Source organism: Devosia sp. (assembly GCF_024707125.1).
Taxonomy (GTDB): domain Bacteria; phylum Pseudomonadota; class Alphaproteobacteria; order Rhizobiales; family Devosiaceae; genus Devosia.
On sequence record NZ_JANQAH010000011.1, the window covers coordinates 490539 to 504143 of the forward strand.

Annotated in this window: 6 protein-coding genes and 1 pseudogene; 5 read left to right on the forward strand and 2 right to left on the reverse strand. The window is 62.0% G+C overall.

Annotated features, from left to right (window positions below):
- Positions 1-40 precede the first annotated feature (40 nt).
- From NVV77_RS17240 to NVV77_RS17255, 4 genes and pseudogenes are all read left to right on the forward strand, one after another.
- Positions 41-265, forward strand: a pseudogene (locus NVV77_RS17240) (DUF3492 domain-containing protein); the annotation flags it as partial.
- A 152-nt stretch (positions 266-417) separates the two neighbouring features.
- Positions 418-1539, forward strand: a complete 1122-nt coding sequence (gene pelF, locus NVV77_RS17245) for a GT4 family glycosyltransferase PelF (RefSeq protein ID WP_295415191.1) — start codon at positions 418-420, stop codon at positions 1537-1539.
- Positions 1539-2933, forward strand: a complete 1395-nt coding sequence (gene pelG, locus NVV77_RS17250) for an exopolysaccharide Pel transporter PelG (protein WP_295415192.1) — start codon at positions 1539-1541, stop codon at positions 2931-2933. The genes pelF and pelG overlap by 1 nt, the downstream gene beginning before the upstream one ends.
- A gap of 34 nt (positions 2934-2967) precedes the next feature.
- Positions 2968-3588 (forward strand): hypothetical protein, encoded by a 621-nt coding sequence (locus NVV77_RS17255; RefSeq protein ID WP_295415193.1) that lies wholly within the window; start codon positions 2968-2970, stop codon positions 3586-3588.
- A gap of 111 nt (positions 3589-3699) precedes the next feature.
- On the opposite strand, the gene NVV77_RS17260 is transcribed toward NVV77_RS17255, so the two are convergent.
- Positions 3700-4344 (reverse strand): response regulator transcription factor, encoded by a 645-nt coding sequence (locus NVV77_RS17260; RefSeq protein ID WP_295415194.1) that lies wholly within the window; start codon positions 4342-4344, stop codon positions 3700-3702.
- A gap of 24 nt (positions 4345-4368) precedes the next feature.
- Positions 4369-5775: a histidine kinase gene (locus tag NVV77_RS17265; RefSeq protein ID WP_295415195.1), complete on the reverse strand. Its 1407-nt coding sequence runs from the start codon at positions 5773-5775 to the stop codon at positions 4369-4371.
- Positions 5776-6147: 372 nt separating this feature from the next.
- On the opposite strand from NVV77_RS17265, the gene NVV77_RS17270 reads away from it, so the two are divergent.
- Positions 6148-13548 (forward strand): peroxidase family protein, encoded by a 7401-nt coding sequence (locus tag NVV77_RS17270; RefSeq protein ID WP_295415196.1) that lies wholly within the window; start codon positions 6148-6150, stop codon positions 13546-13548.
- Positions 13549-13605: the final 57 nt, after the last annotated feature.

Consider the following 13605-nt stretch of genomic DNA (forward strand, 5'->3'; position numbering starts at 1 on the left):
ATTTTGGGGAGTTTCAATTATGTGGCGTGACGTGAACATGATGCCGGCCAATGCGCCGGAACCTATCGCCGATATCTGCCTGATAGCGGAGGGTTGCTACCCCTACGTCGCCGGGGGCGTCTCCACCTGGATCGACTGGCTGATCCGCTCGCATCCCGAACTCACGTTCACGGTCCTTGCGATCCTGCCGGGCGCCCCGACCAGCGAGCCGCGCTATGCCAGGCCGGACAACCTGCTTTCGATCGAACACGTCCGGCTCGACGACAACAATATGGGCACAACGCACGACTGGCCGGCGGCGACCCCGGAATATACCGGCGAACTCATCGGCCACCTGCTGACCGACGGCGACACGCGCCAGCTCAGCGAGTTGATGAAGCTTCTCGGCCCCCGGGACGACGCGTCTCGCTCGATACCTTGCTCAACTCGCCGGAAGCCTGGCAGACCATGTGCTACCACTATGGCTCCATGGCCCATGCCTCGTTCCTGGGCTATTTCTGGGCCTGGCGGACGCTGGTCGGCGGCCTTTTCCGGGTCTTGACCTGCCCCCTGCCCCAGGCCCGCATCTATCACGCTGTTTCCACCGGCTATGCCGGCCTCATCGGTGCGCGCGCTGCCATCGAAACCGGCCGCAAGACCCTCATCACCGAGCACGGCATCTATTCCAACGAACGCCGCATCGAGATCCTGATGGCCGACTGGATTTCCAACAGCATCGACAACGGCCTCGACCTCTCCGATGACCGCAAGGATATCCGCGAACTCTGGGCCCGCGGCTTTGAGAGCTTTGCCCGCGTCGCCTACAATTCGGCCACCGAGATCGTGGCGCTTTATGAGGCCAACCAGACCTTCCAGCTGGCGCTTGGTGCCGGCCCCGAAAAGCTGAGTGTCATTCCCAACGGGGTCGATTCAGAACGCTTCGGCCGGATCAAGCCGATCTCGCATGACCGCCCGACGATCGCCTTTATCGGCCGGGTCACGCCCATCAAGGACGTGCAGACCTTCATCGACGTCGCCGAACGGCTGCGCCGACGCTTCCCGGACCTCCAGGCCCTCGTCATTGGCCCGATGGATGAGGACCCCGAATATGCGCAAAGCTGCATCACCGAGGTCAACCGGCGGCAATTGGCGGACACCGTGTCCTTCACCGGCCCGGTAAATGTCGTCGACTATCTCGGGCGCATCGACGTTCTGGTTCTCACCAGCATCAGCGAGGCCCTCCCCCTCGTTATCCTCGAAGCCGGCGCGGCAGGCGTTCCCTGCATTGCCACCGACGTCGGGGCATGTCGCGAAATCCTCGAAGGCCCAGCCAACGACGGGGAATCCATCGGCCCGGGCGGCATGGTCGCCCCCGTGGGCGCCAATGACGAAATCGCCCTGGCCATCGGCCTATTGCTCGCCGACCAGCAACGCCTCCACGCCTATGGCGACAATCTGCAACGCCGCGTGCGCAAGCACTATCGCGCCGAGGCCGTCGCCGACGCCTATGGCGCACTCTATGGGCGCAATTTCGCGCCTCAACCCCAAATGGTGTCGTGATGGCCGGGATAGGGTTTGCACTGAAAAAACTGAGCAGCCAGGACAATCTGGCCTCGCGATCCCTCGCTGGCGGTCATGCGATCATGATCGCCTCGGGCCCCTGGATCGTCATCATGATCGGCTTGGCGATGCTGCACATCCTGGGGCGGCCACTGCTCGATCCCACGGACCTGAAGGTCTTCAGCATCCTGGTGATCTACAGCTTCGCCCTGTCCCTCGTCATCACCTCGCCGATCTCGCTCGATGCGACGCTGCGGGTATCACGCATTCTCTTCCTGCGTCGCTTCGAGGAAGTGCACGGCATTTATCTCGCCGCCGTCTTTATCACCACCTTGCTGTCGCTGATCGGCGGAACCGTGGTCTTCTTCATGCTCATCCGCCTGCCGCTTGGCCTTGGCCTTGCAGCAATCATCTGCGTGGTTCAGGTGTCCCACCTGTGGCTCGCCATGTCCTTCGTCGCCGCCATCAAGCAATACGGCACGGTGACCTCGGCCTTTGCCTTGGGCCTGAGCTGTTCCATCATCTTCGGCACCTCGGCAGCCGCACTCGGCAATGGCCCCGGCGGCATGCTCATCGGCTTCAGTATCGGTCTCTGCATCTCGTTCTGCATTCTCAACTTCCTCATCCTCAAGACCTTTCCCGGCCCCCTGACAGCGCTGCGCGATCTGCCGGCAAAACTGCGCGAAATCCGTCCCGTATCAGGCACGTTCATCGCCGCCGGCATCTGCAGTGCCCTCGCCGTCTGGATCGACAAGATCATCGTCTGGCAATCGAGCGAGGGGACGGCCGTTGCCGATGGCCTCATTTACTCGGCCCGCTACGACAGCCCCATGTTCATGGCCTATCTGTCCATCGTGCCGGTGATGTCGATCCTGGTGGTCTGGCTCGAAACAACCTTCTTCAACAATTACCGCCACTATCGCGACATCGTGCATTCGGGCGGAACGCTGCGTCAGATCGACGAGCAGCGAGCGAGCCTGGCGCAGAACGCCGTCGACACGGTCTTCTCAGCCTTCCTCATCCAGCTCACCATCAGCGTGTCCCTGGCGGTCATGGCGCCCCTTCTCGCCGACCTGCTCGGCCTGCCCTATGACGCCATTTCCGTGCTGCGCCTGGCGCTTGTCGGGGCCGCCTTCCACTTCCTGTTCCAGGCCAGTTGCGGGGTCATCCTCTTCGTCCAATACGGCAAGGCCTATCTCTGGCTGCAGGTCCTGTTCCTGGCCCTGAACGCGGCCGGCACGGCCATCATGCTGAGCAATCCCGACTATCTCGGACTCGGCTACGTCCTGGCCTCGATCGCCAGCGGAACCCTGGCCTATGCCGCCATGCGCCGCGCTTTGGGCACCCTCAACCGCCTGACTTTCGTCGTCAACAACCCAGCCATTACCGGCTGATTCATTGCAGAACGTAGATTATTGAGAGGCCGATATGAGCAGCGACAATCCGGTTATTTCCGGCACCGTCCGAGAGCCCCCGATAACTGCCGTTTCGTCATCCCGGTCAAACGTGCTCGCCTTTGCCGAAGGCATCCTCTTGCTGGGCGGGGTGGCCCTCATCGAGCATTCCGGCCTGATGTCATTTGCCTCCTGGCCCGTGCATCCCTTCCTCTTCATCGCCATCCTGCTGAGCGCGCAATATGGCGTGCTCGGCGGCGTCCTCGCCGCCATGGGCGCAACCGCGATCTCCTATTTCAACGGCCTGCCAACGCGCCCCTTCGACATGTCTCATGCCGAATACTTTCGCCTGACCTGGGCCGACCCGCTCTCCTGGGTCCTTGCGGCGCTCATGGTGGGTATCGTGACGTCCCGGCGCAGCCGAATGCTCGAGGAACAAGGCGAGCAATTGCGCAAGGCGCGCATGGCCGAGGGCCTGATAGCTGCGCAATATCAGGTGCTGGCCCAGCGCACGCATAAGCTCGAGCGCAGTCTCGCCGGGCGCGCTGACTTGTCCATCCCCGAAAGCCCGCCGCCCCTGGCTGACACCGGCAAAGGTCGAGGCAAGACCCCGTCCCGGTCAAAAACCCGGCCAGTGCCTTCGATAGAACGCTGAAGACAGGTCTGGCCCAAGGGCACGTCTTAGAAAGCGCTTCCGGCTTCGGGCGACATGCGCAAGCACCGGACTCCTAAGCGCAACAAGCGATCCGGCAGATCACGACGCGCCTTAGTTTTCGAGGCTGGGCCACATCCGACGAGCCGTATTGCTGGCTTCCACCCTGTTGCGCACCTGCAGTTTGGAGAAGGTGTTCGACAGATGAAACTTCACCGTGCGCTCGGTGATATCGAGTCGCACCCCGATCTCCCGATTACTGAGCCCCCGCGCCAGAAATTGCAGGACCTGCGTTTCCTGTTTCGAAAGCTTGGCGTCGCCCGCCCGCGCGGCAGGGGCGGACTTGGTCCGCAACATGCCGAGCAACCGCCCGAACATGTCCTTGGGAATGACGTTCTCGCCCTTGTTCACCAGGCGCACGATACTGCGCATATCGGAGCCGGTAGTACCCTTGAGCACATAGCCATAGACCCCCGCCTCGACGGCGCGAGCAATATCGTTCTCATCTTCTGAAGCGGTGACCACCACGATCCGGGTCTCGGGATGGGCGAGCACGATGTCGGGTATGCGCTCGAGGCCATCGTCGGCCATCTGCGCATCGAGCAAAAGTACATCCGGCCTCAGCGAGGCAACCAGTTCGACCGCTTCTGCGGCGCTGCCACCCTCGCCAACGGCCGAAATATCACCCTCGACCGTCACGGCCTGGATCAATCCAGTCCGGAACATCGGGTGATCGTCAACGACCACGATCCTGATCATTTTGAGTTCGACCGCTGCCGGAGCCTAGACATTTCGCACCCACATCTCGAGGCGAGTCTGGCCATCCTTCTGCACGAAAGCCAGGTTGCCACCGATACTCTGGACGCGCGCCCGCAGACCATAAAGGCCAATGCCCCGATGGTCGGCTTGTTCCACGTAGTCTGTTAGATTTTTATTGGTGATCGACAATTTTAGCACCCCTCCCTGCATTGTCGCAGTCATCGTCTGCCCCTCCGGCAGACCATGGTGGAACGCGTTATTCAGACCCTCTTGGATAAATCGATACACACAAACACACAATTCAGGGGCAGCATGAACCGGTTCTACGCGGCTGTCCACGTCTATGGTGATACCGGTGCGACGAATGTGTTGTTGTATTGCGCGCTCGATGACCTGCGCCAGATTGAGATCTTCTATGTCGGGCAAGACCAGCGCCAAGGCGATGGCGCGGATTTCTGAAAGCGCGCCCCCCAGCGTATCCTCGATCTCGGCGACAACCGCCTCCCGCTCGTCCTTCTTGGCCAGCCGGCGGATCTGATCGAGCCGCAATACCGCAAAGCCGATCGTTTGGGCCGGCCCGTCATGAAGGTCCGTGCCAATGGTGCGCAAATGCTTGTCGGTAAATTCGGTCACGCTCAGCGAGGCGCGCTGCGCCACCGCCTTCAGTTCACGATGCCGGACCGCACGCGCATGCGATTGCGCCAGTCGTCGGTTGAGAATCCGCCCCTGCCGCTCGATCTTGCGGCTGCCTTCGAGCACGATGCCGAAGAGAGCCGCCATGACGATCAGGCCTATCGTGGCCGCCGTCGCCCAGCTCGACAGGGTCAGCGACCAGAGATCCTTTTCGAGCGACGCAGTCACCTCCCTGAGCTGGGCAACCGCGGCGATGTCCCCGGTTTCGCGGTTGCGCAGGGGGAAATAGACCTCGATGAAATCGGTCGTAAAACCGTGCTCGGCATAGTCTTCCGAACTGACATCGGTGAAATCGACACCAATCTCGCCCGCAAAGGCGCGCTGCACCTTGATGGGCATTTCAAGCTGGCGCGCTTCCAGTTCCGGACTGTTGGAATAAAGGATGGTGCCGTCCGCGAGCCACAGGTCGAGATAGGGAAACTCGGCCAGAAGGGTCTCGTCATTCATCATCGCGTCCAGCGCCAGCCGGTCGCTCTCGGCCAGGCGTCCATCCGAGCCAAGTTGCTGGATATGCGGGTCGATCATCCCCTCGACGAGGGCGGGCACCACCGTTCCGCGGCGCGCGAGCGTAATTTCGGTCATGGCGCTGGTGATCAGCACACCGCACAGGAGCATGGCGGCCACGGTGACGGCGCTACCATAAAGGGCGAACTGGTGGGCGAGTGGGAGCCGCTTCCAGCGCTTCAGCACCCCTTTGAACACGCCTCGCCGATCGGTCAAATCTCGCTCCGCACGCAACGCCGTTCTCAACCAATTCGATAGTATACCTACAGTATTGCCTCTACCAGCCCTCCCCTCGAACAGGGGTTAATAGCGAGATTTTCCCGGGCGCAAATAAATTCAAGGCAGATCAGTGAGATACAAAATAATACTGACAGAAGAACTCACCAATCTCGAGCCGAGTACCTGTTCTTAAGTACAGTTTCCGACGGGCCAAAAGTCTAGTTCAGCGTCGGACCTTTATGCCGCCGATCGGCTAGACGTTCCGACCTGACGCCCAGCCGAGATGTTGGGCACTATCCTTCTCCGATGAAGGCCGCGGCAGTCGCCGGGGCCAGGGATGGTGAAAGCCGCCTATTGCAGGCTGCGTTTTGCGCCGGAGGGGTAGTGATGGTTACCTATATCAAGAGCGACCTTGAATTCATTCTCAAGCAGATCAAGATTTCGGAAGCCGATGCCGCATTTCGACAGGGCATTTCGACCGGCGACCCGCTGAATGTGGCTAAGCCGCTGTTTGGGCCCGGAGGATCCATTCCGGCCTACAACATCGCCTGGGGCCTGCGCACGGTCGATGGCAGCTACAACCACCTCCTGCCCGGCCAGGAACAATGGGGCGCCTCGGACCGCGAGTTCAATGAGCTCGTGCCGCCGGAGTTTCGCACCGTCCTGGGCCCGGTAGACACCAATGGCCCCAATGTCCCGAACGGCGTTGTGCAATTTCCATTTCCCTACACACCGGGCAACGACGCCGATGGCGCTGGGCCTAACGCCACTCCCGGCGACGTCATTGACCCATCGGTCCGCACCACCAGCAACCTCATCGTCGATCAAACGCTGAGCAACCCGGCTGCGATCGTGACGGCGCTGACGCGCAACGGCATTGCCGGTGACCTGCTGGTCATTGCGTCCTCCATCATGGCTGCTTACGAGCCGCTCAAGCCCCTGTTCAAGGCGGTAGACGACGCACTCGACGCTTATTCGGAAGCGCAGGCGGCGGCCGACGTGGCCGTTCCTCCCAGCCCGGCGCTCGACGCCGCCGCCGCTGCCGCCCTGGTGGTTCTCCAGGCCGCCCAGACCGCACTTGCCGATGCCCGTGCGCTGGACGCCGATGGCGCCGGCCCGGGTGTCTCGTTCGATGACTTGCTCGCCGCCAACGGCGTCGAATTGAGCGGCGCCAATGTGGTTCTGCCCAATATCGCGCCCGACGAGGGCCTGTCAGCGCCGTTCAACTCCTGGTTCACCCTGTTCGGCCAATTCTTCGATCATGGTCTGGACCTCGTGAACAAGGGCGGGAACGGGACCGTCTTCATCCCGCTGACGACGGACGATCCACTTTATAATCCCGACCTTGACGGGGCCGACAACATTGCCGGAACCGCCGACGATCCAAACAACTTCATGGTGCTGACCCGCGCCACCACCTCACCTGGCGCCGATGGCATCCTCGGGGACAACCCCGCGACGCCGCTGGTCGATGAAAGTCTCGACGATGGCCGGCCGGTCAATACGACGACGGCCTATGTCGACCAGAATCAGACCTATACGTCCCATCCCTCGCATCAGGTGTTCCTGCGCCAATATGTGATGACCGCCGATGGTCCACGAGCAACGGGCCACCTGATCGAAGGCAACAATGGCGGCATGGCCAACTGGGGTGAACTCAAGGTCCAGACCAGCGACATGCTGGGCTTCGAGCTCCTGGACCAGGACGTGGGTAGCGTGCCGCTGCTGCGCACCGACCCCTATGGCAATTTCATCCGCGGCACCAACGGCTTCCCGCTCGCAGTCACCGATATTGGCCCGGACGGCATACCCAATACCGCCGACGACCTTACGGTCGAGGGCAATCCAGCCGCCAATGGCGGATTGGGCGTCAGCCTTGTCGGCATTGTTCGCACCAATCAGGCCTTCCTGGCGGACATCGCCCACAATGCCGTGCCTGACGGTCTCGCCGATGGCGACATCACGATCGGTCTCGACAATGGCGATGGCTCGCAAACTGACGGAAACTATGACGACGAACTGCTCGACCGGCACTTCATCGCCGGCGACGGCCGTGTCAACGAGAATATCGGCCTGACGGCGGTGCACCATGTGTTCCATGCCGAGCACAACCGGCTGGCCGACCACACCAAGGAAGTGGTGGTGGCCGACGCCCAGGCCATGCTGCTGGGCGGCGCAAGTCACGCCGAGGCCGTGGCATTCCTGAATGAGTGGCTGGAAGTCGATGTGGCTACCGTCCCGACGACCGTGGGGCAGATCAGCGCCCTGGTGTGGGATGGCGAGCGCCTGTTCCAGGCCGCCAAGTTCGGCACCGAAATGCAGTACCAGCACCTCGTCTTCGAGGAGTTCGCGCGCAAGGTCACGCCGTCGATCAACACATTCCTCGTGCCCGACGGTTTTGACACCACCCTCGATCCCACGATCGTCGCGGAATTCGCCCACACCGTCTACCGTTTCGGCCACTCCATGCTGAACGAGGATATCGAAAGGTTCGACGCGAATTTCAACGCCGACCATATTGGCCTGATCCAGGGCTTCCTGAACCCGGTCCAGTTCGACACCAACGGCACGGTGAATGACGCAGTCGCTGCCGGTGACATCATCCGCGGCATGACCCGGCAAACCGGCAATCATATCGACGAGTTCGTCACCAGCGCCCTGCGCAACAATCTCCTGGGCCTGCCGCTCGACCTTGCAACCATCAACCTGGCGCGTGGTCGCGATACCGGTGTGCCGACCCTGCAGGACGCGCGCCGTTCCTTCTACGAAATGACCAACCAGGACGCCCAGCTAAAACCCTATGAGAGCTGGACGGATTTCGCCCTCAACCTCAAGAACGAAGTCTCGATCATCAACTTCATCGCGGCCTATGGCACGCATCCGTTGATCACCGGACAGACCACAATCGAGGGCAAGCGCGACGCTGCCCTGACGATCATTACCGGCAATTCTGTCGGCGGGCTGACCGTACCAACTGACCGGCTCGACTTCCTCAATGCAACGGGCACCTACGCACCCGACGGGGTCGGTGCGAACGACGACACGCTTGGCGGACTCGACAATGTCGATCTGTGGATCGGCGGCCTCGCTGAAAGGACCATGCCGTTCGGCGGCATGCTCGGTTCGACATTCCAGTTCGTCTTCGAACGCCAGATGGAGAACCTGCAAAGCGGCGACCGCTTCTACTATCTGCAGCGGCTCGACGGGTTGCACCTGTTCGGCGAGATGGAGGCGAACTCCTTCGCCGCCATGATCATGCGCAACACCAACGCAACCCATCTGCCCTCCGACGTCTTCTCGGCTCCGGGGCTGATCCTGGAGGTCAACCAAGCCAGGCAGTTCAATGACTCCAATGGCGATGGCGTGCTGGACTCGCTCGACCCCTTGGGGCCGGGCCTGCTAACCCAGCTGGTCATCCGCAACAACCCGGCAACGCCAGGAGCTGACACCAACTATCTGCGCTATACCGGGGGCGACCACGTCGTCCTGGGCGGCACGGACAGTGCCGACACCCTGATTGGCGGCATCGGCGACGATACGCTGCATGGTGACGGCGGCAACGACAAGCTCGAAGGTGGGTTCGGTAACGACATCATCAATGCCGGTGCCGGCGACGATATCATCGTCGACATTGGCGGCGACGACAACGTCAAGGCCGGCGACGGCAATGACGTCGTCCACGCCGGCCCCGGCCTCGACCTGATCCTTGGTGGCGCCGGGACGGACTTCATCTTCCTCGGCACCGACGAGGGGTCCGAAGTGTTTGCCGGCACAGGCGACGACTTCGTCTATGGCAACAAGAATGCCGAACGCATTCTCGGCAACGAGGGCAGTGACTGGATCGAAACCGGCACGTTCGACGGCGCACCTGGCGACAACTTCGACGAAGTCTTCGCCCAGGACGAGATCAACGGCCACGACGTGTTCCTGGGTGATGGCGGCTTCGACGAGTTCATCGGCGAAGGCGGCAATGACATCATGGTCGGCAGCGCCGGCCGCGGCAAAATGGTGGGCATGTCTGGCTTCGACTGGGCGACCTACAAGGACAATACGCTAGCGGTGAATGCGGATCTTTCGATCCCCATCATCTTCGACGAAGCGCCTGTCCTGCCCCAAAATGCAGCGCTGGACGAGTATGAATCGGTCGAGGGTCTGTCAGGTACCAAGTTCAACGATATCCTGACCGGTACCGAGGATCTGGCCGCAGACCGTGCGCCGCTGGCACAAGGCGGCACGACCGGCTATCGCGGCAGCGTGCTGACCGCCGAAGGCATCGCCCTCATCCAGGGCCTGCAGGAGCTGCTCGGCGCTGGCGTCACGACCTTCGATGCTGGCGACATCATCCTCGGCGGCGACGGCAGCGACACCATGCGCGGCAATGGCGGCGACGACATCCTCGATGGTGACAAGTGGCTCGACGTGCAGATCGGGGTCTACGCCCCCGGCGACGTGGACCATGAAGGCGCCCCGATCGCCCTGCATAACTCGATGACGACGCTTGCCGCCTCGATGTTCAACGGTTCGATCAATCCGGCGCAGCTGGGAATCGTGCGGACCATCCGCAACAGCAATGACCAAACCGACAGCGACGGCATCGCCGATGTCGACCGGGCGGTCTTCTCGGGCGCCCGGGCCGAATACGATATCGACTTCAGCCCAGACGGCACCATAACGGTAGCCCATGTCGGCGGCACGCAGGCTGACGGCACCGACACCGTGCGGAACGTCGAAGTGCTTGATTTCACCGACCAGGACGTCCTGTTGCAAGTGCCAACGCTGGACCTGCATGGCCCAACTACGGCCACAACGACCGCCACGGTGGCTCAGGCCTATCGCGACGAGTTCGCATCGAACGCTTACAACCTCAACAACGGCGCCTCGAACTGGAATGGAAACTGGACCGAGACCAACGACGGGGCTGGGGCCGGCAGCCCTACGGCGGGCGACATCCAGGTAGCTGGGGGCCGGCTACAGTTTAACAACGCAACGGACGGCGGCGAATATGTGGCTCGTGCTGTCAATCTCGCGGGCGTAACGAGGGCAACGCTCTCATTCTCCTGGGAGGCAGACGATCTAGATGGCGGCAATGAGACCGTGTCTGTCGAGGCGCGAAACTCTACGACCGGCGCATGGACCACGATCGGCACGTTCGGCGGCGACACTACCGGTAGTTTCTCGCAGACATTGGCCGCGGGGCTGACCGGAGCGAACACTCAAATCCGCTTTATTGCCAATGGTAGCCTGGAAGGCGACGACAATTTCTATATCGACAACGTCAACATCCAGACCGAGATCGACACGCTTACGCCCGTTCCCGGTGCCCCCGGCAACAACTACGCCGGTACTTTCACCGAAGACGGCGGCGGCGTGGCCATCGTTGCCGGGCCGGTGATCACCGACGACGGCACGACCATCGCTTCGGCCCGGGTGGTGCTGACCAATGCCAGCGACGGCGACACCCTCTCTGCCGCAGGCTTGCCTGCCGGAATCACGGCGGCAGTCGCCAATGTCGCCGGGCAGATCACATTGACACTGACGGGCAATGCTTCGCCCGCCGCGTACCAGACAGCGCTGCAGCAGGTGCGGTTCAACAACCCATCGAACAACCCAAGCACGGTTGCCCGTGTGTTACAGGTGACGGTCAATGATGGCCTGCTCAACAGCGCGATCGCCACGGCCACGATCTCGGTCGTGGCACAGAACGACGCACCCGTTGGCAATGCCGACACCGTCATCACCAACGTGGCTGCCGGGACAACCTTCTCGATCGCGCGGTCGGCCCTCTTGGCCAACGACACGGATCCCGAAGGCAGCGCCCTCAGCATCACCGCGGTGGGCTCGCAGAGCGGCCTCAATGCGCCGGCTCTCGGCGTGGATGTAGTGACCGTCTCGGATCTTACGACCGGTCCGGCCGGCGGTTCCTTCAACTACGTCGTCAGCGATGGTGCTCTTACGGATGCTGCCAACCTGGTGACCGTCGTCCGTCAGACCGGCACGATCACTGGTACGGGCACCAGCGACATCATCGTCGGGGATACATTGGGCACGACGATCAACGGCAATGGCGGCAACGACAATATCAATGCCGGCGACGGCAGTGACACGATCGTCGCTGGCACAGGCGATGACATCATCCTGGGCGGTACCGGCAACGATACGATCGTGTGGAACACCAACCTGGCCGGAAGCGACACCGACGGCTTCGACATGGTCAACGGACAGGAAGGCGGCGCCGATACCTTCGTGGTGAACGGACGTGGCGGCCTCACCGAAACGTTCCGGATTTACGCCAGGCAGGCAGCTCTCGACGCTGGCATCCCGGTGACCGGGGCCGACAGCGAAATCATCATCACCCGCACGGTGGGGGCGACGATGACCGTCATCGCCGAGCTCGACAATATCGAGGAGATCAGTGTTAACACGCTGAACACCACGGCGAATAACGGGAACAACCCGAATACCCCCGATGGTGGCGCAGCGAACGGCGACACGATCCAGGTGATCGGCAACTTCAATTCGCCCTTCACTAGCCTCAACTTCAGCACGATCACCATCGACGGCAATGCTGGCGACGACACGGTCGATATCTCGGCCCTGAGTTCGGCACATCGCATCGTGTTCAAGTCCAATGGCGGCCACGACACGATCGTGGGCAGCTTGCGACCCCAGGACGTGATCGAGTTGCCGGAGGGGATGACGCTGGACGACTTCGACGAAACCACTGACGAGAACGGCGTGACCACGCTGACCAATGGCCAGCACAGCATTTCCTACGTGGCGACCGGCGACGGCCCGCAGATCGGTGGTGACGACGACGAGGACGACGAGAACGACGATCACGAAGATGACGACGACTGCGACGATGACGATGATGACGACGCCTCGTCTGCCGGTGGTCCTGTACTTGGGACGCCCCAGGATGATGTGTTGCTGGGGACGTCTGGTGGGGACCTGGTGTTCGGCTTTGCCGGGACGGACTACATCATCGCCAATGCCGGAGTGGACGTGATCCGGGCCGGTGCCGGTGATGACTTCGTCGATGCCGGGGCGGGTCGCGATGTGGTCTTTGCCGATGATGGCGACGACGATGTCTTCGGCGGCGATGACGATGACCTGATCTATGGCGAGGCGGGTGACGATCGCCTCTTCGGTGGTTCGGGCAATGACCTCATCGATGCCGGGGCAGATGACGACACCGTCTTCGGTGGCGCCGGCAACGACCTCTTCGTCGGTTCGCTCAACGATGGCAATGACACCTATTATGGTGGCGAGATCTCGGGTGATGCCGGCAATGACACGCTGGACCTGGCCTTCCTCACCGCCAATGCCACGGTGGACCTGGGCACCGGGGTGGGTGGCCGCGGCAGCGCGGTGTCGAGCCAGAGCGGCACCGATACGCTCTATGGGGTGGAGAATGTCACCACCGGCTCGGGCGATGACGTGATCACCATGAGCAATGCCGTCAATGTGGTGGATGGCGGAGCGGGTGAAGACATCTTCGTCTTCGGTTCGGCCACTGCCGCCCATGGCGACACGATCAAGGGCTTTGAGGCCGGCGACAAGATCGACCTCTCGGGGATCGATGCCAATGCCGGGGTGGCGGGGAACAACAGCTTCACCCTCCAAACCTCCACCACGGCCCCGGGCCAGATCGTGGTCACCCATGAGACGCGGGAGGATGGGGAATATACCGTCATCTCGGGCAATACGGCCGGGGACAATGCCCCCGAGTTCCGGATCAGCATTGCCGGCAACCACGCCCTGACCGGCACCGACTTCAACCTTTAGCCTCCAACTGCCCGGCCGGTTTAACCGGCCGGGCTTTTTCCTTTCGATAATCCACCA